At 47.5% G+C, this 21,439-nt stretch carries 21 protein-coding genes and 1 tRNA gene; 7 read left to right on the top strand and 15 right to left on the bottom strand.

Features of this window, described 5'->3' with window-relative positions; all coding sequences use genetic code 11:
- Window positions 1-449: 449 nt before the first annotated feature.
- The 4 genes from QZ323_RS10505 to QZ323_RS10490 form a co-directional block, all read right to left on the bottom strand.
- The gene (locus QZ323_RS10505; RefSeq protein ID WP_294634629.1) at window positions 450-1,262 is read right to left on the bottom strand and encodes an SPFH domain-containing protein; all 813 of its coding nucleotides are present in this window, start codon (window positions 1,260-1,262) and stop codon (window positions 450-452) included.
- A 49-nt stretch (window positions 1,263-1,311) separates the two neighbouring features.
- Entirely contained in the window at window positions 1,312-1,542 is a 231-nt protein-coding gene (locus QZ323_RS10500; protein WP_294634628.1) for a helix-turn-helix transcriptional regulator, read from the bottom strand.
- 119 nt (window positions 1,543-1,661) lie between these two features.
- On the bottom strand, window positions 1,662-2,018 hold the full coding sequence (locus tag QZ323_RS10495; RefSeq protein WP_294634626.1) for a cupin domain-containing protein: 357 nt from the start codon (window positions 2,016-2,018) through the stop codon (window positions 1,662-1,664).
- A 173-nt stretch (window positions 2,019-2,191) separates the two neighbouring features.
- Window positions 2,192-2,914 carry a hypothetical protein gene (locus QZ323_RS10490; RefSeq protein WP_294634624.1) on the bottom strand — a complete coding sequence of 241 codons (723 nt, stop codon included), beginning with the start codon at window positions 2,912-2,914 and terminating at the stop codon, window positions 2,192-2,194.
- 290 nt (window positions 2,915-3,204) lie between these two features.
- Between QZ323_RS10490 and QZ323_RS10485 the strand changes: the two genes are divergently transcribed.
- Genes QZ323_RS10485 through QZ323_RS10470 form a run of 4 tightly spaced genes read left to right on the top strand, consistent with a single transcriptional unit; the run spans window position 3,205 to window position 6,095 of the window.
- A complete protein-coding gene (locus QZ323_RS10485; protein ID WP_294634622.1) occupies window positions 3,205-4,059 on the top strand; it encodes an ATP-binding cassette domain-containing protein in 855 nt (284 codons plus the stop codon).
- Entirely contained in the window at window positions 4,056-4,895 is an 840-nt protein-coding gene (locus QZ323_RS10480; protein ID WP_294634621.1) for a hypothetical protein, read from the top strand. The genes QZ323_RS10485 and QZ323_RS10480 overlap by 4 nt, the downstream gene beginning before the upstream one ends.
- A 3-nt stretch (window positions 4,896-4,898) precedes the next feature.
- Entirely contained in the window at window positions 4,899-5,267 is a 369-nt protein-coding gene (locus tag QZ323_RS10475; protein ID WP_294634619.1) for a GntR family transcriptional regulator, read from the top strand.
- A gap of 12 nt (window positions 5,268-5,279) precedes the next feature.
- The gene (locus QZ323_RS10470) at window positions 5,280-6,095 is read left to right on the top strand and encodes a hypothetical protein (protein ID WP_294634618.1); all 816 of its coding nucleotides are present in this window, start codon (window positions 5,280-5,282) and stop codon (window positions 6,093-6,095) included.
- 457 nt (window positions 6,096-6,552) lie between these two features.
- Here the strand turns inward: QZ323_RS10470 and QZ323_RS10465 are convergent.
- A tRNA-Met gene (locus tag QZ323_RS10465) sits at window positions 6,553-6,625 on the bottom strand.
- A 236-nt stretch (window positions 6,626-6,861) separates the two neighbouring features.
- On the opposite strand from QZ323_RS10465, the gene QZ323_RS10460 reads away from it, so the two are divergent.
- From QZ323_RS10460 to QZ323_RS10450, 3 genes are read left to right on the top strand one after another with little or no spacing between them, the layout of a single operon-like run.
- On the top strand, window positions 6,862-7,461 hold the full coding sequence (locus QZ323_RS10460) for a TetR/AcrR family transcriptional regulator (RefSeq protein WP_294634616.1): 600 nt from the start codon (window positions 6,862-6,864) through the stop codon (window positions 7,459-7,461).
- Window positions 7,462-7,470: 9 nt separating this feature from the next.
- Window positions 7,471-8,217, top strand: a complete 747-nt coding sequence (gene fabG / locus QZ323_RS10455; RefSeq protein ID WP_294634614.1) for a 3-oxoacyl-[acyl-carrier-protein] reductase — start codon at window positions 7,471-7,473, stop codon at window positions 8,215-8,217.
- 8 nt (window positions 8,218-8,225) lie between these two features.
- A complete protein-coding gene (locus QZ323_RS10450; RefSeq protein WP_294634612.1) occupies window positions 8,226-8,897 on the top strand; it encodes an RNA pseudouridine synthase in 672 nt (223 codons plus the stop codon).
- 104 nt (window positions 8,898-9,001) lie between these two features.
- Here QZ323_RS10450 and QZ323_RS10445 read toward each other — a convergent pair whose 3' ends face one another.
- From QZ323_RS10445 to QZ323_RS10400, 10 genes are all read right to left on the bottom strand, one after another.
- A complete protein-coding gene (locus QZ323_RS10445) occupies window positions 9,002-10,033 on the bottom strand; it encodes a DUF4857 domain-containing protein (protein ID WP_294634610.1) in 1,032 nt (343 codons plus the stop codon).
- 180 nt (window positions 10,034-10,213) lie between these two features.
- Entirely contained in the window at window positions 10,214-10,882 is a 669-nt protein-coding gene (locus tag QZ323_RS10440; protein WP_294634608.1) for a hypothetical protein, read from the bottom strand.
- A gap of 87 nt (window positions 10,883-10,969) precedes the next feature.
- Window positions 10,970-11,878 (bottom strand): ABC transporter ATP-binding protein, encoded by a 909-nt coding sequence (locus QZ323_RS10435; protein WP_294634607.1) that lies wholly within the window; start codon window positions 11,876-11,878, stop codon window positions 10,970-10,972.
- A 267-nt stretch (window positions 11,879-12,145) separates the two neighbouring features.
- Window positions 12,146-12,718, bottom strand: coding sequence for a PepSY-associated TM helix domain-containing protein (locus QZ323_RS10430; protein ID WP_294634606.1), 573 nt, complete (start codon window positions 12,716-12,718; stop codon window positions 12,146-12,148).
- The gene (locus QZ323_RS10425; RefSeq protein WP_294634605.1) at window positions 12,705-13,289 is read right to left on the bottom strand and encodes a hypothetical protein; all 585 of its coding nucleotides are present in this window, start codon (window positions 13,287-13,289) and stop codon (window positions 12,705-12,707) included. The genes QZ323_RS10430 and QZ323_RS10425 overlap by 14 nt, the downstream gene beginning before the upstream one ends.
- A 186-nt stretch (window positions 13,290-13,475) precedes the next feature.
- Entirely contained in the window at window positions 13,476-15,071 is a 1,596-nt protein-coding gene (locus tag QZ323_RS10420; protein WP_294634603.1) for a DUF6850 family outer membrane beta-barrel protein, read from the bottom strand.
- 13 nt (window positions 15,072-15,084) lie between these two features.
- A complete protein-coding gene (locus tag QZ323_RS10415) occupies window positions 15,085-16,374 on the bottom strand; it encodes a DUF4876 domain-containing protein (protein WP_294634600.1) in 1,290 nt (429 codons plus the stop codon).
- A gap of 83 nt (window positions 16,375-16,457) precedes the next feature.
- Window positions 16,458-19,193: a TonB-dependent receptor gene (locus QZ323_RS10410; protein ID WP_294634598.1), complete on the bottom strand. Its 2,736-nt coding sequence runs from the start codon at window positions 19,191-19,193 to the stop codon at window positions 16,458-16,460.
- A gap of 181 nt (window positions 19,194-19,374) precedes the next feature.
- Complete coding sequence (locus tag QZ323_RS10405) at window positions 19,375-19,632, bottom strand: hypothetical protein (protein WP_294634597.1); 258 nt, start codon at window positions 19,630-19,632, stop codon at window positions 19,375-19,377.
- A gap of 401 nt (window positions 19,633-20,033) precedes the next feature.
- Complete coding sequence (locus tag QZ323_RS10400) at window positions 20,034-21,395, bottom strand: sigma-54 dependent transcriptional regulator (protein WP_294634596.1); 1,362 nt, start codon at window positions 21,393-21,395, stop codon at window positions 20,034-20,036.
- Window positions 21,396-21,439: the final 44 nt, after the last annotated feature.

The following is a 21,439-nucleotide window of genomic DNA, read 5'->3' as shown; positions in this document are numbered from 1 at the left end:
ACAATTGATAATTGACAATGGAAAATTGCAATTACAATTGATATTACAATTGATAATTAGAGTTTATACAGAATAAGAAACAGGGTGATTGAGAATCAGCGTCCTAAAACCTTATTCGATATATTGTCTATTGACAATGGAAAGATACTTCAATTTCTTTTAGGAATTTGATAATATCCCTTTTTACTATGCATAGGGTGAAGCGTGCTGGGATGGTTTATGTATGAGAACTGCTATGACGAAACCTGGGATTTTCTTGTGGGACAAGCGTCTCTGTTATTGTGTCCTTGCAGTTCTGTGCTTTCGGGCTTTTTAAACGAGTAGAGTCTCTTTTCATATACATTTCTCAAGTGTGATATAAAAAGAGACTGAAAAATCTTGTTCCTATGCAGAACGTTTTTTGTTACTCAAATTGCATAAGGAATGTTGGTGATAGTTTGCTCTTCTCTTTATTGTAGTTTTAAGAACGGCAAAGTATTTCCGCTTGTTGACAACGGTAATTTCCCGTCCCATTTCTCTACTGCTTTCAGCTGGATCAACTCTGGGGTGATGCTTTGCTGGAGGATGCGGTTGGCATCTGCCTTACCTTTGGCGGCAGCTACCACTTTTTCGGCTTCGGCTATGGCGGCTTTCTTTTCATTCTCCACCTTCAAGGCATTCTGAACGGCCGTATTCTTAGCGTCGATGGCGGCTTGCAGGGTCTCATTGGGTTTTACGGAAGACTGGATATTGGTGAAGGTAAAACCACGTTTGCTTAGGCGCTCTTTCAGCAGTTCTTCCACTTCTTTTTCAAAGGCGGGACGGTTGTTGATAAGCGAGTCGGTTTCGTAAAGGCCTGCTACGTCTTTATAAGCGTTCTTCACCTCCGTCAGGATGACGCTTTGCTCCAATTCTTCGGTGGTCTTGCGGTAGCGCAGGAAAACTATCTTGGCATTGTCCCGTTCGATGTAATACTCGATGGTAGGATCGGTCTTGAAGATGGTGCCTTTCTTGTCCTGGATGTCGAAAGGTTCATAATCCACAATCTGCGCGAAGGCGGGATATTCGAAAAGTTGCTTGGCGAAGCGGTTGTACATGACCCATCCGGTCTCCACTTTGGCATCGTCTACGCCACGTTCACTACCTGCCAGGTTGACGATGATACCTGTCTGTCCCGAGTCGATACGCTCTACGGCAAACATGACTAAAAACAATACGATAACTCCGATGACTGCTACTCCTGTAGCTCCCATTTTCACAGTCGATTTGTTGCTAACTCTCATAATTCTGTTTTGTTGATTTTATGAATAAATAATGCCTCAAAGATATTCATTATTCTTTCTGTATGAAAGCGGTAGGCTGAAAATTGTCTGACAAAGCGGCATATTCGCTTGGTGAGACGCCTTTGGCTTTCTTGAAGAAGAGACAGAAAGGAGTGCGGTTCATTCCTACGTGGCGGGCTATGTCGTCCAGTGTGATGTTTCGTTTGGCATTGCAGACTACGTAGACTTGTATCCGATTCAAAGCCGGTTTCTGGTGGTGCTCATTGCTGATCACCCTCATATTGCTGATGCCTTATCTGGGCAATGAGGAGCATTTGTGGATAGATGGTGCCTATAACGCGCTTGCCATCTATCCACTTTCCGCTCTGCGTAATCTGTGGTGAGTTCTGATATACCGGTTTATTTCACTACTGCGTCCGTCATTGTGAAGCCTTCCAGAGATCCGGCTTTTACTTGGATGCAGATGACGCAGATGGCACTGTCCGTAGCAGCAGACAATTGGCGTTCTCCTGCCGGTGCTACACGCAGCCAGTCACCGGCCTGCAATTCGACTGTCTCTCCGTCAATCATCATAGTGCCGCGTCCGGAAAGTACGGCATAAATTTCTTCGTTCTGCTGGTGTGAGTGTATAAAAGGTACTCCTGCACCAGCCGGAAGGTTATTGATAGATACTTCTGCACCGGTCAGATTCAATGAATTGTGCAACTCAGCGCGTGCCTCACCAACGGGGACATTAACTTTCTGATAGTTCTTCATAATTATTTCTCCTATTGTTTTGATTTTCGGTTGCAAAGTTAGCCTGCTGCCAAACATGGCACAAGAAGGCACTTAGAATTCAGTTGGTTACCTCCATGTTACTATTATTGAAAGCTAAAGGGTTGAAAATCTCACTTTAACGCGGATTAACTATCAAGTATCTATTTCTTCCTTTATCCGCACCAATCTTGCAGAATTGATCTGAAATCGTCTGTCAGCAGGGAGAAGTTGTAATCTGTTTTTCGACACAGACGTTTGGCAACCTGCTGCACGGCATGGATGAGGTATTTGCACAATAGCTGTTTTTGTTTCTGGTGCGGCTGTTCGCTAAACTCCTTTTCAAACACGATTCCGACACGCGTTGTTCCCGTGTCACTTCGGAACGGACCGTAGGAAAAACGGTTTCTGAGATAATACCCATTGTCTTCGATCTCTTTCTCTGAAAACATGCTGAGCAGTACGGGATAGAAATCTTTCTGCTTCAGTTTCAGTGCTTCGTCGGCGATGATATAATTGGTTTTGCAGTGATAGTTGTCGTAGAAGCTGAAAGAGCAGTTGAGTATAATCTCATTGACGGCATTTCCATACAGTTCCGGACGCATACGGCGGTTCAGTTCCGGTTTAAGTTCCTGTTCCATGCTCTCGATCACTGCCCGCGAGTTTTCATAGCAGTTGGCTATGCCGCGCGTGAGGCATATCGGATTTTTAGGAATCCAGTTGCGTTGGTTGCATAGTTTCAGGCTTTGTACATTGCCGATGAGACTGGGCTTATCAGCATTTTCTTCTTTCATGGACGGGGCATCGGGACTCTCATGGAAGTATGAACGTTCGAAGTCAATGGCTATCCCGTTTTTTCTGTTTGACCATACAGCCTCCTTTTTTTCAGACAGATACAAATATAGCGATAATAACCAAAAGCAGAAAAGCTATACCATTAAATTGTACTATCGGTGATTGGCATTGCATTGGGCGGATTCACTATCTCTCCATTCGGGTACGTTTTGATGAGGTCGCTGTATTTTTTTTCGGAAAGAATATTTGGAGTATTAAAAACTTTATCTATCTTTGCGGTGTACTATTAAACTAATACACTATAATTGGAACGGATTAAATACAGATTCCGGTTGACAGGCCTGCTTCCGAATATCCTGTTTTTGGATCCTTTCTTCCTAAAAAATAGATAAGTATGCTACAAATAGAAAACATTTCATTCAGCTATCGTCGAGGCAAGAAAGATACCTTGCACGATTTTTCGCTCTCATTGGAGAAAGGTAGAGTCTATGGATTACTGGGCAAGAACGGTGCCGGTAAGTCCACGCTACTCTATCTGATGAGCGGTCTGCTAACCCCGAAAAGCGGGAAAGTGATGTTCCATGACACCGATGTACGCCGTCGGTTACCGATCACGTTACAGGATATGTTTCTGGTTCCCGAAGAATTTGAGTTGCCGCCCATCTCCTTAATCAGTTATGTGGAACTGAATAGTCCCTTCTACCCTCGTTTCAGCAGGGAAGACATGGTGAAATACTTGCATTATTTCGAGATGGATCAGGACATCGATTTGGGTGCCCTGTCTATGGGGCAGAAGAAGAAAGTCTTCATGAGCTTTGCACTTGCCACGAACACCTCATTGCTGTTGATGGACGAACCTACCAATGGCTTGGATATTCCAGGGAAGAGCCAGTTCCGTAAGTTCATTGCTTCGGGCATGTCGGACAACAGGACAATTATCGTCTCCACCCATCAGGTGAGAGATATCGACAAGATACTGGACCATGTGGTGATCATGGACAACAGCCGTGTCCTGCTTGACGAATCCACGGCAGACATCTGCAACAAATTCCTTTTCACCGAAAGCGACGACCGTGAGCTGGCGAAAGAGGCAATCTACGCACTCCCCTCCGTGCAGGGCAATTTCTTGATGCTGTCTAATACGTACGGCGAAGAATCGGAGATCAATCTTGAACTGCTGTTCAGCGCCGCTCTTGCAGCGCCTGAGAAAATCAAAGGAATGTTTAACTCAAAACAACATGAACAATGATACGCGATACTTTTTTTAGTGCATCTCGCTTTGTAAACTTATGCCGCAAGGAGATGGTGGAGAGTTGGAAGACCAATCTGCTGCGGTTTATCATGATGTATGGCATCATGGCAATCATTTTTGTGTGGAGCGGTTATTGGAAATATAACCATCCGGAGAGATTGTTGAGTAAAGGAGAACTTGCTGACCCGATGTGGTCGACCGAACTGATTGTTTTTCTTTGGGCAGTTGTGATTATGGGCATGCTGAGTGCCTCGTTCATTATGGAGCGGATGAAGTCGAAAACCAACCGGATTGCCGTGCTGATGACGCCCGCCACGATGTTCGAGAAGTACTTCTCCCGCTGGTTGGTCTTTACTTTCGGCTTCCTTATTGTTTTCTTGATCGCTTTCAAGATGGCAGACTGGACACGCGTAGCAGTATATCTAGTCAGCTATCCCGAACTGAAGGACATTATTTCGTCGACTCCTCTGTCTCATCTGGTGGGAACAGAACAATATTGGGCCGCTTTCCGGAGTTGTGACGGTTTGCTCTTAGGAATAAGTATCTATTTCTTCACCCACTCCCTGTTTATATTGGGCAGCACAATCTGGCCGAAGAATGCATTCGTCAAGACTTTCTCGGCTATCATTGCGGTCATCGTCATTTATACCCTGGTAGGTTCTACATTGGCATACCAGCTGTTCGAAGGCCGTGGCACCCGCGGAGTGAATTCGAGCCTGTCGGATGATGTCTTGGCACATTGGTTGACGGTAGCCTTTTTCGTCATGGCACTGTTCAACTGGATAGTTGCCTACTTCCGTTTCAAAGAGTCAGAAATCATCAATCGCTGGTAATCTATGAACTTTAAAGAAAGCAAGCCTATCTACCTTCAGATAGCAGACCGTATTTGTGACGAAGTGCTTTTCGGACAATACCGCGAAGAAGAGCGCATACCGTCGGTCAGGGAATATGCGGCTGTGGTAGAGGTGAACGCCAATACGGTGATGCGTTCGTACGATTACCTGCAGTCACGAGAGGTGATTTACAACAAGCGTGGCATCGGTTATTTCGTCTCTTCTGGTGCCCGCGAATTGATATTGTCGTTGAAAAAGAAGTATTTTATGGAAGAAGAGATAGATTATTTTTTCAAGCAGATGTATACTCTTGGCATTTCGGCAAAGGAACTGTCTGCCATGTACCGTGAATTTAGTGAAAAACAAAAATAAAAGAAGAAGATTATGAAACGAACAACTTATATCATATTGGGAATGTTGCTTGCTGGTTTGGTTGCAGTGTGCGGCTGTATATTCTATGCTTCCGCATTGATAATCAGTGAGGACGATTCTGTCATGGAGATTGGTGGGGAGAGAAAGAGCGTCTCGTTGCCGGACTGTAAGGTGATACAATTTGTATCGGACAGGAGGATAGTCTGTGATAATGGAAACATGAAACGGATTGCGTTTGCCTTCTTTCCTTTGAGAGTTATTCCTACTGACAGTCTGACCGGTAGCTTGTCCTGCCTGTCTGGGCTGGAGCGTTATTTGTCGTTAGACTCAGTGGGAGATACTTTGCGCATTTCGTTACGTTTTGACAAGGGCGAATTGGAGAGAGAATACTGTGGTATTGAATATGTTAATGTCCGTTCGGAAGAGATGGTACTTTACCTTCCTGCCAATGTCCAGCAGGTTACTTCCTGTCTGAAGTTTCAACCTGTAACGTTCAAGGATTTGGAGCGTGACTCTTTGGCCTTCTCTACGGATGCTTATACAGAGGTGGAGAATTGTCGTTTCAAGGCATTGTCTGCCCAATCCGGCAACTTGCGTTTCAATAGCGGTGAGGCTTTGCATTTGCATCTGAATCTTGATGAAATTGATAATTGGATTGTAGAATCAGATGCTTTCCACGTTGATACGGAATATCTGTATGCTTCCAATGAACAGAAATGTATATTGGAAAAGGGTGAATGCCGTGAGGTGATTTGGATGCCCCAGTCGGAAAAGGCTCTGTTGAACATCAGATTGGATCGGGCGGCAAAGATTGTAGTGACAGAATAAGCAGTTGCTTAATTAGAGAGAAACGTCGGATTGTATAGAGAAGCATCAGATTGTATCAGGAACGGAGAATAAAAAAGCTATTCCTGATACAATCTGTGTTGTGTTTGTACGGATTGTCAAGTCTTCATTCGAAAAAAACAGATGGCTGGTACTGTAGAAATTCGGCAGTGGGAATGGTTGTTTTCGTCTCATGGGCTGAATATTTTCGTCTCGTGGGCTGAAAATATTTATCTCGTGAGGTGAAAATGTTCATCTCACGAGATGATTTTTTTCAGCTTATGAGATGGTTTTATTTGTTTCATAAGATAAAAGCATTCGTTCTGTAACGATGATGTTTGTCTCCTGTTTTTTCAAATAGAATAAGGAGCTGAGCATTTATTGATGGGAATATAGATAAAAAAGACAGAATACTCGGAATACGAAAAAAGACCGTTTTTAACGGTCTTTTTATTTGTAGTTGCGGAGATCCGACTCGAACGAATGACCTTTGGGTTATGAGCCCAACGAGCTACCAACTGCTCCACTCCGCGATGTTTAACGGGTGCAAAGGTATTGCTTTTAGCTGAATAAACAAAGAAAATCCATCATATTTTTATTAAAAAAACAAAATGAGTATTTTAATGCGTTGATAAATAATGAGATAATATTTCTACTTAAAAAGAACGTACCTCTGCCCGAATGTTAATAAAATGCATGAATTCTTGTGTGGTATGCGGAAAAGTTTTACTTTTGCTCAAATTATTATGCAATGTGCAATTATTAATATATGACTGTATCGAAGACAAAAGCTAAATTAGTGGATGTGGCCCGTCAGCTGTTTGCTAAAATGGGAGTTGAGAATACCACGATGAATGATATCGCCCTTGCTTCTAAAAAAGGTAGAAGAACCCTGTATACCTATTTTAAAAGCAAGGAAGAAATCTATACGGCTGTTGTCGAGAGCGAATTAGAGATCCTTTTGGATGTGATGAAGAGAGTAGCGGAAAAGGATATTTCGCCCGATCAGAAGATTATTGAAATGATTTACACCCGTTTGGATGCGGTGAAAGAAGTTGTGTACCGAAATGGAACCCTTCGTGCCACTTTCTTCCGCGATATATGGCGAGTGGAGAAAGTGCGTAAGCGATTTGATGCCAAAGAATTGCAACTGTTCAAGACAGTACTGCAAGAGGGTGTGGAAAAAGGAGTATTTCAGGTAGATGATGTTGATATGACGGCCGAACTGGTGCATTATTGCGTGAAAGGTATCGAAGTGCCTTACATAAGAGGACATATAGGAGCCAAACTGACTGATGAAGAACGTGATAGGTACGTAGTCAACATCGTGTTTGGGGCGTTGCGTAGAAAAGAAAATATTAACCAATAATTAAAAAGTATGGGATTATTAGATGGAAAAACAGCCATTGTTACCGGTGCTGCACGCGGTATTGGTAAGGCTATCGCTTTGAAGTTTGCTTCTGAAGGAGCGAATATCGCATTCACGGATTTGGTAATTGATGAGAATGCAGAGAATACAACAAAAGAAATCGAAGCAATGGGCGTGAAGGCCAAAGGTTATGCTTCAAATGCCGCTAACTTTGAAGACACGGCGAAAGTCGTAGAAGCTATTCATGCCGATTTCGGACGTATTGACATTCTGGTAAACAATGCAGGTATCACCCGCGATGGTCTGATGATGCGTATGAGCGAACAACAGTGGGATATGGTTCTTAACGTGAACTTGAAGTCTGCTTTCAACTTTATTCATGCCTGTACACCGATCATGATGCGTCAGAAGGCAGGTAGCATTATCAATATGGCCTCTGTAGTGGGTGTTCATGGCAATGCCGGACAGGCTAACTATGCAGCCTCTAAGGCTGGTATGATTGCTTTGGCTAAATCTATTGCTCAGGAACTTGGTTCCCGCGGTATCCGTGCCAATGCCATTGCTCCGGGTTTCATCCTGACCGACATGACTGCCGCATTGCCCGATGAAGTAAAAGCCGAATGGGCAAAGAAGATTCCTTTGCGTCGTGGCGGTACTCCCGAAGACGTGGCAAACATAGCTACCTTCCTGGCTTCCGATATGTCTTCTTACGTATCAGGACAGGTGATCCAGGTAGATGGTGGTATGAATATGTAAGAACGCGTATGACTGTCGTATACGAAGACAATCATATAATTATAGTCAATAAGACCGCTTCCGAGATCGTTCAGGGAGACAAAACGGGAGATACGCCGCTTTCGGAAATTGTAAAGCAGTATCTGAAAGAGAAATACCAGAAACCCGGAAATGTCTTCATCGGTGTCACTCACCGACTGGACCGCCCCGTGAGCGGTCTTGTTGTGTTCGCCAAAACCAGCAAGGCATTGTCCCGCCTCAATGAAATGTTCAAGAATAGTGAGGTGAAGAAAACCTACTGGGCTATTGTGAAAGATGCCCCGAAGGAACCGGAAGGAGAATTGGTGAACTATCTGGTACGCAATGAGAAGCAGAATAAGAGTTATGCTTATGATAAAGAGGTGCCCGGAAGTAAAAAAGCAATTCTACATTATCGTATGATAGGTAGGTCGGAGAACTATTTTCTGTTAGAAGTGGATTTGAAGACCGGACGACACCATCAGATACGTTGCCAGTTGGCAAAGATGGGATGTCCCATCAAGGGAGACCTGAAGTATGGTTCGGCACGCTCCAATCCGGATGGAAGTATCTGCCTGCATGCACGTTTCGTCCGTTTTGTACATCCGGTATCGAAAGAAGTAATAGAGGTGGAGGCACCAGTGCCAAAGACGAGGCTTTGGCAAGAGGTCAGGATGATATGAAGTATAAAGAATCTTAGCATAATGAATTACGTAGATGTGGGTGTGTCAAAAAAACAAGATTGACACACCCACATTTGCGTAATTGGTAATAGGGATTCCTTTATTTATAATCTTGGTCTTACATATTTATCCCGTGAAGACGTAAACCGTAATCCTGGTACTGTTCCGTCCTGCGTTGGGAAACTGACGGACTTGATAAGTGAATAATCGTCTGCATTCAGGGCGTAATACTCATCGGCTTTGTCGGTCTTAACGCAAACAGTCCAGTCGAACAGATTACCGAAGATGGACAAGGCATCCTGTTCCGGATTGAAGGCGGGAACTCCGGTCTTGACTAAGTCGTATGTCTTGTTGTTCAGCACATAGAAATTGTTATCCGCATCGGTCAGGAAGCCCAGCGTTTTACGGCTTCTAAATTCGTTGATGAAGAGATACTTCGCTTTTAAGCCTTCGGGCAGGGGGATGGCACGTACGTAAGGACGGTTCTTGGTCTGCTTCAGGTGGAAAAGCTTGCCTTCATTATCCAAGAGCAGATAACCTTCGTCATACTCCTTGCGGGTTGTCGGGTTGCCTGCAACTCGCTGTGCGGGGAACTTGAAGCCTTTTTTGAGCATTGCTTCCGTGAATTGCCGGCTTTTGTGGGTGTCTATGGCATTGGTTGCCATTTTGATAAATTCAATCCCTTTGCTGGTGATGCGGAACACGTCATCAGGCATCGTCAGGTCTACGCGTCCCGACATGCTCTCCAACAAGGGATAAAGTTTTATCCGGGAAGCATTAATATCCGATGGTGTGGAGCGAAAATTGAAATTGGTGGTCTGTACTTCGCGCGGAGTGACGGCAACGCCTTTGATACTGTCCGGAAACCGTTCGTCCGACATGAGCTGACGGATGTAGAAGAAAGGAAGAATGCTGTCCACTTGTTCTTGCGTGTACGTATTGCCGGATTGGTCGTGGCGTACTACGCCTTTGCCTTCTTCTTGACCGATGGAGACAAAATCATCAATAAGGGTACTGTACATGGAGAAGGGAGATTTAGAGGGTTTCGCTGCAAAGAAAGAGTAACACCACGGCAATTGCCAGATAAGGAGTAATGCGATAGTGAGATATAAAAATATTTGGCTAAAATGTTTCATTGTCTTTTGGATTCTTAAAAAGATAATTTGAGGATTCTTAGAAAGAGAAATTGATGAGCTAATTGACCTTGTTAATCTGTTTGGCTTTATTGAGGGCTTAATCAGATTCACTTGTCTGATTTCATTTACAGATTTGCTCTCATTCATTTATGTGATCTTGTTTTACCTTGTTCGCCCAGTTCAATCTTGTTTACCAGCCTTGAACCGTGCGACAGACGACCATGAGAGACATGCAGTGAACAGGGTGTAGATTGCCAGCCAGGGTAGGAAGGCATTGTAGGCTTCCGGTGCCGGTGCAAGGAAGAAGATACGCAACAGCAGGGCTGAGATGACCAGATTGAAGACACGGCGTTTCCATGTCGGTTCGAGGCATATCCACGAGAGTAGCAGATAGGCGGCAATGCCTGCCAGATACCAGGGAAGGGCTGTCAGGAGAATCCGTGAATACAGTTCCGGTGCGAGGATGTGTTGCATGTAGACACCCATCAGCAGATAGTTGGTGGCGAAACAGATAAGTAGTGCTGACAGGCCGTAGAGCAGCATCAGGTTGATCATGCGGAGTTGCGGATAGGGCAGATGCAGAGTCAGTTTCAGACATTTACGGTGCATTTCGGGCATAAACTGCACTAAGGCGAGCAGTATTCCGATCAGCAGGGGGATGTATTCCAACAAGTCGATGAACAAGGCATCTCGTGTAAGCATTACTTCCCAGACGTGTTCTACGCCTTTCATGTTGACTACGCGGTTGATGCGCAACATTGAGTAACCGGCGAAGCCGAGTGTCATAAGGAGCGCAAGAAGCAAGTACCAGCGTGTTTTGATCCATTCTTTATAAAATATAGCGTTCATAATTGGGTTGTTGTTTTATTAAAAATTGTTTTGTAAGTTAGGGAGTTACTGGCCGATAGTCCTGATTAACTGGAGAGTTGCAACTCTCTAATATTTCCCTGTCAGTCCGATGAAGACATCCTCCAAATTTGTAGTTTCGCATTTCAAGTTGCTATAGGGCACTTGCAGGGCTTTGAAGTGTTCTTCTACTTCGGGCAGACTCAAGAAAGAGAATGTCTCCAAGGTATTTCTGATGACAGACGGATGATAGAAGTCCTTGTTGCCTTCGGACAGGGCACTACTTTCGGGTATTTTGTAACCTTCGGGCAGGGTACAGGTATAGCGGCGGGCGGTGTCCAATAGCTCTTTTACGGGTTGCTGGATGAGGATGCGACCATAGTCCATAATGATACAGTCGTCTATGAGCCGTTCCATGTCCTGAATGATATGCGAGGTCAGGAAGACGGTCTTGTTCTCCGAGCGGGCGTAGTCGCGCAGATAGTCCACGAAGAGACGGCGGTAGCCGGGATCTAGTCCGAGGGAGAAGTCGTCCAAAATCAGCAGTTCGGGGTTCTGTGCCAGGATGAGGCCGAGGGCGACCTGCGAGCGTTGTCCGCAGGACATGCGCGAGATGTGCTGTCCGGGAGCCACTTTCAGCTTGTCCATCAGGTCGTAGTAGGCTTCTTTGCGCCACTGTCCCGGATAGAAAGCGGAGTAGAATTTCTCGATTTCGCGGATGGTCATGAACTGATACTGCACGTGCCCTTCGATGAGCAGGCCGATGTTGCGGCGTGTGTCGGGATGCATTGTCTGTATGTCCTGCCCGAAGATGGAGCACCGACCGGAATGGGGTTTGAGGTAACCGCTTAGGATATTGATTGTAGTGGTCTTGCCTGTGCCGTTCTTGCCCAAAAGACCTAAGATGCGTCCTTTCGGTACGCTGAAACTAAGATTCTCGTAAATTAACCTTTTGCCATAATAGTGCGTCAGGTTATTGCATTCAATAATATTCTCCATTGACTTATTTTATTTTAAATATAGATATGGCAGAAGCACGAATGAAAGGGGTGAATATTTGTTACAAAAGAACGATAGACCGATCTGATACATATACAGAAAGTACCTCAGTCGTATACAGAGATACCCTAAGTATATGACTGAGGTACCCTAAATATACAACAGAAATAACCTGCTCGTATGTTGTTTGTAATCAGATGCTTATCGGATATGTCCTTTGGGGCTCAAAAACGTTATAATTCGGCTTCTATTGTTGTCTCGTATCATTTATAGAAAGAGAAACAGCAAGGGGATAAGAATACCGATTACCAACTCTACGCCTCCGCGTCCCCATAAGCCTTTGGTTCCCTTCACCATGACGAGTCCTGTGACGGTGATGATGATGAGCCCCACAGCAAATACATCTGCAAAGTGTGTCCACCACTTTCCGGGGTTGTAGTGCAGCTTTGTCAGGGCACTGAGCAGAGGACGGCGGGTCAACTTCTCATAGACTGCTTGCTTAGTAGACAGATTCACCACCAGGCTGGAACCGCCTTTCAAGAATACCTTCATCTGGTTTTCCTTGGGGAAATAGTGCTTGGTATAGTTCTTTTCCTCGCCAAGCGGTGCCAGCAGGCGCAGTACATCGTCTTTCTTCATTCCGGCTTGTGGAGGCATTGTTTCCGTGATGCTGTATTCCCGCCGCTCGACCGAGTAGTTGGGATTGATCGTATTCCGGTGATTCATTACAATGCCGGAGATGGCATAGATCAATACCATCCCCGAAAAGAAGAACGAAAGATCCCGATGAACGAGTCGGCTCCATCGGCGGAGCACGGTGGCTACCTTACTGAATTTCATAGCTTACTGCTTCCAGATAATAGAATGACAAATAGGGTTTTCCTGTTTCTGCCTGGCGTTGGGCTATCTTGGTGCGGAAGTCTGCAATGCGGGCTTCGGGAGTGTTTGCCGTTTCGCCACGTGCTTTCTTCTCGCTGTCGCATCCGGCAGCGGTCTCACCGTGTTCCTCGGCGGCAGCGGCTTTCAGGTTGGCTTCCCATTGTTGCAGGTAGGCTTCGTCAATACGTTGTTCTTTCAGGATGCCGGTGACGCGGACGATGCTGTTGATGCACTTGGTATCGAACGCACCCAGCTTGGCAGCTTCTACGCGAATGGTCTGTGTGTCGTCGCTACCCATCAGAAAGATTTTTGTGGCGCCGTGCTTGCAGGCATGTGTACATACACCTTCAACGGTGACTTCCTGGTCGGTCAGCGATTCGGCGTTGGCCAGCAGGGCGTCTATTTCCATTGCGCCGGAGACTTGTTCGGTGGTTTCAGTGTTCTCAGCGTTCTTCTGCTTGTTGCTGCAAGAGGTTCCGATGAAGAATAATGCCACGAGGGTAGTTGCGATTGATAATGCTTTTGTTTTCATTGTTGTTATTGTTTTATTGTTAATGATTCATTGGTTTCATCTGTCGACGGAATCGGATAGCTAAAGAGCTATGATACGCCCCGTATGCAATATTCGCAATATTTCTCGACATTAGCAAACCTATAACGGTAAATTACCCGGTAGATAGGGTAAAATAGCTTTTCGCCAAACCATAGGAGCATTCCTTTAGAAAGTAACTCCCAAGGACACCTCTATCCGGTCTGTCCCTCCACATCGGCTGTACTCCTGATGTAGCCAGTGGGCTGAGAGGAACACGGCGTACCGGTCGTTGACCGCATAGTCCCCGCGCAGTCCGAGGGCAAGGGAGGCATGGCCGTCACTCAGGTAGTCGATGTTCGAGAGCAGGGTAGTGCTTACCGAACCTTTGCTATCCAACCCTGTCAGTGAATAACCGGACTTCACATTGGCGGTATATCCTCCGGCAAGGCTTGCCGAAAGCAGTATTCCCGACATTTTCCAGAGGGATTGCGCTTCCAGTCCGCCGTGGGCAGAGGCTATCTCGACGTAGCGGCCGTTCCCCTTATATTCCAGTTTGGTCTGCCCATAGCTGGCGGTAGGGAGCAAGGTCCATCCCCAGCGTCGTGCGCCGTCAGGGCGCTGTCCTATCATTCCTTTCAGTGCCGCCTGTAGAGTATGGTTCTTATATTGGGCCACACTGCTGATTTTCGGGTAAGCACTTCCGGTCGGATCGCCGAAGATATTCTCAATGCCGGTGCGTTGTTGCCATGCGGCGAGCAGACGTACCCCATATTCCCACTCCCTGTTCCGGTGTGTCCATGCACTTTCGAGAGAGAGGGTTGTATGCTTGACCTCATTGATAGGGGCATAGTTGACGTTGGGCAGTTCTTTGGTCAGATGGAAATAGTCGGTGCGCAGTGAGGCGGAAAAACCGTCACATGCTCCATGCCCGTTTGTCGGAAGCAGGTCTATGCTGCCGCCGATGCCCGAACCTATGTAGCGGGACGAAGTCTGCGAGCCTGCAAAGCGCACATAATCCATTCCCAACCCTAACATCTGATAGACAGAAGTAGAACCTTTGTCGGCCAGATACCTGATGTCGCTTTTCTGGTTATACTGGCGTGCTTGTACCGAAAGTCCCAGCCGGTATTTCCTGCCCAATTGGCGCGACAGGGCGAGGCTTGCCCGCAAGTCGGAGATAACGTTACGCGGGCGCGGGTCCTTGTCGCGATAGGCTATCACGGCACGATAGTCCACTTCGGCCCCAGCAGTCCACTTACCGTGCCGGTGAGTATATCCTCCGGAGAATTGGTATGCCTCCTCTTTCATGTATCCGCCGATGGAGTCGCCCACCACATACGGATAAAGCAGCGAATAGTCCGAATTTTCATTCCATATTACGTTCTCCCTGCGCCCGTTGCGGTAGGAGGCAGTCCCGAAGAGTCGGTTATGTTGGTTTAGCACGACAGAAGAGTTTACCTTTGCGCTAAAGCCCTTTTCCCCGTTTCCCTCCTGAGCCAATGCCGCATTGCCCCGCTCTTCATACAGTCCGTTCAAGCTGACGGTGGTCAGGCTGAAAGGACGTAAGTCATAGCGAATGGCAATATTCTGTCCTGCCTGCTTGCAGAATGTGGTACTGTGACTGTATTCTGATAACAACTTTTGCTCGACAGTCAGCTTCTCTCCGGCGGTCAGTGTATCTGCCGCCATTGACTCTACTGTCTGTATGTTTATAGCTATTAACCTGATAGGTAACAGGCAGGCTATAGTAGTCATCGATAGGATAAGGAAACGTGGTCTCATGCTCATTCTTCGATTATTGGGCAGGTAATAATGTGGCGCGCACAGAAGCCTGGAAGTCTACGCTGGAGTTATTAGTATCCTGCAATACGGTACGTCCATCTTCGGTCGTATAAGATACCTTACGGACAACGGCCTTGCCTGCATTCTCAACAACAGTAGTTCTTTCTCCTATATAAGAATATCCCATGTCAAGGGCAGGACTTACCACATTCCATACGTATGCACTCTTCGGACTCAAATTGACGGCATCGATAATCCATTCGTTAGGGAAACTGTAGGCATTATTCAATGGCATTGTCTTTCCGGCATTCTCATAGGTAGCTTTATATTCGTAATCTTTTATATATGTTTCTGCACTGATATTTTCCGGTATGCGGCCGATGGCATAGGCCCGGTTCCCTTGCTTTGATAACACCCAGATTGTCAGTGAATAGTTGAAGAGCATTTCCATATTGGGCACGTCAGGATTGTCTACATCGGGAAGAGATGATGTACCGATCGTGTACCATTCAAAATCAGCATTACTTAAATCAATAGAAGAAGGTAAAGCCTCTGTATGATTAATGGCGTTATCACACAGAATGATGCTTTCGCCTGGCAGTACCGGATGCTCCTTACCGCTTCCGGGGATGCGCACTACTGACTGTGCGACCATAGCTTCGGCCATGATGTCAGGCGTATATTCAAACTTCTGCGTAGTAGAAAATTTAGATTCCAGCAACACCAATCCATCAGCATATAGCGTCTCGGAAGAGTTATTATAGATGCGGATATACTGGTCTCCATTGTACTGCCTGTTCGTCTCAGGATAGAGTGAGCCGCCGGAGAATATCTCCGCAATCACGAAGTTACCCTTTTCATCCTTGTTCTGTACATAAACGGTCAAGTTCAGGGCTACGTTTCCGCCTTTCACTTCCACGTTCTGCTGCGATCCCTGAATATTGACTTCGGCACTCTTCTCCACTTCCACTTCTTCTTTGTCCACTATCTGTGTTTCGGTGTAAGTATAGGTTGCCGTACCTACGAAAGCCACGTTATACAGTCCGTCCGTCAGACTGGCAAGAGTGCTTTCCGCAGCGGCGCGGGTCAGGGTAGCGCCATAATCCACTGTCGTTTCAGTACCCGTGCTGACATTGGTGAATGTATAACTCCCTGTCTTTACCGTCAGATCGTTTCCGATATTGCAGCTGATGTTCAGGGTTGCATTCACTTGAGTCATTGCCACATCGTCATCGTTGCAGCCCATTAGGACAAAACTTCCTGTCAACAGGAGTGTCCCTACTAAATACTTTATTTTCTTCATTTTACTTTATTGTTTTATGTTTATAGTTATGTTTTTGGAGTGATAATTTCTCTAACTCCTAAAGTATAATTCCTTAGTCTATATCAAAACCTCAAATTCGCCTCCATACCGAAATAAGGATTCGTGACGCGCCTTATCAGTTGATTTCCCCGATGGTAGTCGGGCGACACGGCTAATATCCGGTTGACGTAGAGCGACAACTCCATGTACTTCCCGATTCTCTTGGTAGCTTTCAGGTTGACATTCATCTCGGCGGGGACGGTCACACGGTCGAAGTAGCGGTCTCCATATCGCGTTACCAGATGTTGCAGTTGTGCGTCGGAGGCATCCGCTGCGGTGAACGGATGTACGTTTCCCGCCTTGTCCACGTAGCTGACAGGCATGCCACTGTTCCATAGCGGCTGGCTGCTGGTGTACCACATGCACTGCGCAGTCAGCGAGAAGGACATACCGATTTTTTGCAGATACGTATCGGCCGTAACGTTGGTATTGAATGCCTCCTGCGTCCGCGAAGTGGAATCCCAATCATACAGCCCCACATACTTCAGTTGTTCTCCGTTGAGCATCACTGACGATTCCCTGCACAGGAGCACGCCGTTGCTGTAGGTACTCTTCAGCCAGGCACCCGTGACCGTGAATCGCGTCTGCAACCGCTTGATACGTGGCGTGTGGAAGGTAAATTCCACACCCTCTTTGCGTACTCGGGTGCCGTTGCCTGCCGTCCGGTAGGCATTGATCAGGCTGTCTTCCGCGTAGGGCAGTCCCTCCAAGGCCGGCGGTCCCGCCAGTTCCGAAGAGTTGATGGTCGATGTGTCATATTTCTTATAAGCCAGCGTCCGATAGTAGGAGACATCCCGAAAGGCATTGTCCATGCGCTCTTGGAAGTAAGTGACTGAAAATCCGTAACCACCGCGGGCGATGTTCAGCCTTGCTTCCCATTTCCGGTTGCGTGCCGGTTTCAGGTTGTAGTTCGTATTGTCCCACTTGTAGGTCATCATGTTGATGCGGCGGAAGTCGGGATTGTTATGGTAATAATTCAGCTGTATGACGTCCACGTACAGAGCGTCCGGATAGAGTTGCGCCGTGGTCGGCATCCGCGACAGCCAGCCTATGCCGCCGGAAATGTCAACGAGCCACTCCTCCTCCCGTCCGAGGGCGGGCAGAGTCCATTTCAGGTTGATGCGCGGGTCGAAATAGAACTTGCTCTGCATGGCGAACTTGCCGGACAATCCGGCGAGCGTGTTGGCGCGTACACCTGCCGACAAATGGATTTCGTGTTTGCCGAGCGGCAACTTCATCTGCTCTTCGGCGTAGATAGAGACATCCTGCCGTGCCGGTATCTTGCTGTAGCGTCTTGGGCGGGTGGTCGAAGCAGTCTGTATCGGTCGGGAGAGGTCGTACACTTGTCCCTTGCCGAAGTTCTTGCTCAGGTTCCACTCTGCACCGGCTTTCAGCGTATGCGAACTCCCTAACCATCCGAAAGCAAAGTCGCCGGTTACTTTCGCACTGGCATAGAAGGGTTTGCCGTCAATAAGCATATCCGCTACATAGTTGTAGGGCAGGTAAAGCCCGTCGGCTTCGCCCTGTATCAGGCTGTTGGGGATGCCGGTGGGGCGGTCCAGCGATACGGACTTCCGCTCCTCGATCCGGCTGAACTCCTGCGACACGGAAGTGTTGGCGCGCAACTGACGCAGGAAGGAGTGTTCGGGACGCTTCAGTATCCACTCGCTACCCAGCGTCATCTTGTCATAAGACGACTTGTAGGAATCCTCCTTGGCGGTGACGTCCTTGTCCTGCTTCACGTTGTCGAACGAACCGGTGTAGTCGGCATTGATTCGCCAGTCGATGTGTCCGATTCTTGCCTTGTAGTTGGTGTTCAGGCGTGCGGATGCCGTGATACGTTTGTAGTTTTCGCGGCTGTCCCTCGGATCCACTTTCGAGTCCAGATAGCTGAGGTCCAGATTCAGGACGCGGGTACCGCCGATGGCATATCCCTTTCCGGCGGAGAAGAGCTTGCTTACCTGGTCCGCCTTGAAACGTGCGGTCAGGGGAGAGGCGCTCGATTTCCGCTTGATGTTCACCAGCCCTCCGGTCAGGTTACCATACTCTACCGAGGGTATTCCACGGATGATTTCCACACTTTCTATGTTGTCTGTCGAAAGGGTACGCATGTCTACCCCTTTCGAGACGGACTCTTTGTCTGCTTGGCTGGTGCCTTGCAGGTATTGCAGGTTAGCATCGGTGTTTATCGCCATGCCATCCACCACGAATCCTACACCTAACGAGGCGATCGCTTCGTTGGTACTTCCTGCTTCGCGTATCCTGATCAGGTTGACGTTGTCCATATTAGGGTCGACGGACTTCCCTCCGGGCAGCAGTTCCAGCAGGTCGGTGAAGCTGGTTGGTTGCAGGTGCTCCATGGCCTTGCGGTCTATTTTCGATGCACTGGTCAGCCCTTTCGACTCCGAAGCGGTGATGACTACCTCATTCAGCGCCGTAACCGACGAGGTGAGGCTGAAAGACAGGGTGGTGTTCCGTGAGAGGGAGAAAGTCTTTACTGACTTGTCATAACCTAAGAATGAGACGCTTGCCGTATAGGTTCCGGCTGTCAAGTTGGTGAACGTATATCTGCCGTTTGTATCGCTGAGGGCACCGTACCAAGTCTTGTCTGCTGTCTGCAACTGGATGGTGGCAAAGCTGAGCGGTTCCTTGGTCTGCGCATCCTGTATTGTTCCTGTGAGGGTATATCCCCGTTGGGCGGAGACAGTCAAGTGGCTGATAAACAGAAATAGAATAAAATATAAAACCTTGCAAAACATTTCAATCAATTTGTCGGCAAAGTTAAATAGAATGGGACGTGTGCGAAATCGCTAGATGTGGGTAAATAGGATGGAGGAAGATGGTGAAGGATAATAAGAAATAGGTATTGCACAAAAACAATAAAAGCCGTTCCTCAGAATAGACAAGGGAGGAACGGCTTTTATGTCAGAGTGCTTACTGTTACTTAGCAGGCTGTGCCGGTGTTTCAGTAGTTGGAGTTTCCGTTGCAGGAGTGTCGTTTGCCGGAGTTTCTGCTTTCGGTTCTTCAGCTTTCGGCTCTTCTGCTTTGGGTTCTTCCTTGGCAGGCTCAGTTGCCGTTGTTTTCTCAGGTTTTTCCGTTGCCGGTTGCTGGGTCTTCACAGGGTCTTGAGCATTTGCCAAGAAAGAACCGCCACAAACAAACATAAACAGGGCTGCTACTAATACTAACTTTTTCATAATCATTTGCTTTTTATGGGTTATACAATATCATATATAAGTTTTGGGTTTAGGTTTCTTTTTTTATTCATGTAAGTTCATCACTTACATATAAGTACTCGCAAAGCTGGTGCCAGAAATGTGACGGAATGGTTAAATGATTGACTGCTATGCTGATAGGTGGAAACAGGAAGTGTGGAAAGCTGTGGAATAGTGTAGAAAGTGTGGAATCGGGTGGGGAATTATTCCACACTTTCCATCTCCGTACATACTAACTCCATATCTTCTCCATAGTTTTTCCATGCTATAGGACATGGAGATTTTACGGAGGTATGGTGGAGAGGAGATGTGACAGGTATGGCACGGGTGGCGCGGCATACATTCTGCTGGGCGGGGAAAGTACAGATGGGCGTTTCCCTTTCTTAAAGATTTTCTATGTTATAAAGTTTCAGCTTGTTGTACAACGTCTTGCGGTCTATCTTCAAGAGTTGCGCGGCGCGGCTTTTGTTGTTTCCCGTTTGGCGCAGTGCCTCGATGATCTGCTGCTTCTCGGTCTCCTCATTGTGCAGGGGCAGGTTGATGCGGGGTTGTGCAGACTCATGGAGCTCGGTCAGCTCGTTCAGGGTGATGAACTTGCCTTGTGCCAAGAGAGTGGCGCGGCGTACGATGTTCTTCATTTGCCGGAGATTGCCGGGCCAGTGATACTCCAGCAACGCCCGTGAGGCGGCATCATCGAAGCCGATCAACTGCTTGTCCAGTTCGCGGTTGGCCTGGTCGAGGAAAAAGTTGGCGAAGAGAAGGATGTCCTCCCTACGGTCCTTCAGTTCAGGCATGCGCAGAGTGAATTCGTTGATGCGGTGGAACAAGTCTTGGCGGAAAGTGCCTTTCTCGATGGCGTATTCCAGGTTTTCGTTGGTGGCGGAGACCAGGCGTATGTCTACTGTGATTTCCTTATTGGATCCTACCGGACGGATTTTCCGCTCCTGCAAGGCACGCAACAACTGTATCTGCACTTCATAACTGAGGTTACCTATCTCGTCCAGGAAGATCGTCCCGCCATTGGCGGCAACGAAGGCACCCGTCTTGTCGGTCAGTGCTCCGGTGAACGAACCCTTCACGTGCCCGAAAAATTCGGAAGCAGCCAACTCCTTCGGGATGGAGCCGCAGTCGATGGCGACAAAAGGCTGTCCGGCGCGTTTGCTGAGTTGGTGGATGCGGTGGGCAACATATTCCTTTCCCGTTCCGCTCGCCCCGTTGATGAGTACGGACATACTGGTGGGGGCAACCAGCCGGACATAGTTGTATAGCTGTCTGGCGACATCGCTTTCTCCTTCCAGATAGTCGGAAGGGGCATCTTGCGCTGAAGTTTGCGGACGGACGGAGGACGCTTTTCCCGTTCCGGCAGTCGGTCGGGACGCGGCGGCGGGTTGCTGCATCGTCTCGCCTATCTTTTTCAGCAGTTCGTCGGGATTCACAGGCTTGGCAACGTAATCGCTGGCGCCCAGCTTCATAGCCTGTACGGCGGACTGGATGTCGGCGTAGCTGGTCATCATGATGAACGGGACGGACATCCCCTGAGTGCCCAACCATTTCAGCAGGTCTATGCCGTCCTTGTCGGGCAGGCGCAGATCGGACAGAATCAGGTCGGCACCTTCCGTCTCCAGGTGCTTCTGGGCGTGGGCGATGCTGCTGACCGAGGTCACTTGGAAACCCTTCTTGCCCAGCCAGGTTTTCAGCATCATGCCGTAAGTGATGTCGTCTTCAACGATGAGTATAGATTTCATTGCCTTGTCTTTTGTCTCTTTTCTGACACAAAGGTAAGTCGTTT

Source organism: uncultured Bacteroides sp., from assembly GCF_910585845.1.
In the GTDB taxonomy this organism is placed as follows: Bacteria; Bacteroidota; Bacteroidia; order Bacteroidales; family Bacteroidaceae; genus Bacteroides.
This window is presented reverse-complemented; position numbering and strand designations above follow the sequence as displayed.

Coding starts and splice junctions, on each gene's coding strand:
- QZ323_RS10500 (WP_294634628.1), bottom strand. CDS start 1,542: ATGAGGGTGATCAGCAATGAGCACCACCAGAAACCGGCTTTGAATCGG.
- QZ323_RS10440 (WP_294634608.1), bottom strand. CDS start 10,882: ATGAACGCTATATTTTATAAAGAATGGATCAAAACACGCTGGTACTTG.
- QZ323_RS10495 (WP_294634626.1), bottom strand. CDS start 2,018: ATGAAGAACTATCAGAAAGTTAATGTCCCCGTTGGTGAGGCACGCGCT.
- fabG (WP_294634614.1), top strand. CDS start 7,471: ATGGGATTATTAGATGGAAAAACAGCCATTGTTACCGGTGCTGCACGC.
- QZ323_RS10435 (WP_294634607.1), bottom strand. CDS start 11,878: ATGGAGAATATTATTGAATGCAATAACCTGACGCACTATTATGGCAAA.
- QZ323_RS10420 (WP_294634603.1), bottom strand. CDS start 15,071: ATGAGACCACGTTTCCTTATCCTATCGATGACTACTATAGCCTGCCTG.
- QZ323_RS10445 (WP_294634610.1), bottom strand. CDS start 10,033: ATGAAACATTTTAGCCAAATATTTTTATATCTCACTATCGCATTACTC.
- QZ323_RS10415 (WP_294634600.1), bottom strand. CDS start 16,374: ATGAAGAAAATAAAGTATTTAGTAGGGACACTCCTGTTGACAGGAAGT.
- QZ323_RS10470 (WP_294634618.1), top strand. CDS start 5,280: ATGAAACGAACAACTTATATCATATTGGGAATGTTGCTTGCTGGTTTG.
- QZ323_RS10480 (WP_294634621.1), top strand. CDS start 4,056: ATGATACGCGATACTTTTTTTAGTGCATCTCGCTTTGTAAACTTATGC.
- QZ323_RS10505 (WP_294634629.1), bottom strand. CDS start 1,262: ATGAGAGTTAGCAACAAATCGACTGTGAAAATGGGAGCTACAGGAGTA.
- QZ323_RS10400 (WP_294634596.1), bottom strand. CDS start 21,395: ATGAAATCTATACTCATCGTTGAAGACGACATCACTTACGGCATGATG.
- QZ323_RS10475 (WP_294634619.1), top strand. CDS start 4,899: ATGAACTTTAAAGAAAGCAAGCCTATCTACCTTCAGATAGCAGACCGT.
- QZ323_RS10410 (WP_294634598.1), bottom strand. CDS start 19,193: ATGTTTTGCAAGGTTTTATATTTTATTCTATTTCTGTTTATCAGCCAC.
- QZ323_RS10485 (WP_294634622.1), top strand. CDS start 3,205: ATGCTACAAATAGAAAACATTTCATTCAGCTATCGTCGAGGCAAGAAA.
- QZ323_RS10460 (WP_294634616.1), top strand. CDS start 6,862: ATGACTGTATCGAAGACAAAAGCTAAATTAGTGGATGTGGCCCGTCAG.
- QZ323_RS10425 (WP_294634605.1), bottom strand. CDS start 13,289: ATGAAAACAAAAGCATTATCAATCGCAACTACCCTCGTGGCATTATTC.
- QZ323_RS10430 (WP_294634606.1), bottom strand. CDS start 12,718: ATGAAATTCAGTAAGGTAGCCACCGTGCTCCGCCGATGGAGCCGACTC.
- QZ323_RS10450 (WP_294634612.1), top strand. CDS start 8,226: ATGACTGTCGTATACGAAGACAATCATATAATTATAGTCAATAAGACC.
- QZ323_RS10405 (WP_294634597.1), bottom strand. CDS start 19,632: ATGAAAAAGTTAGTATTAGTAGCAGCCCTGTTTATGTTTGTTTGTGGC.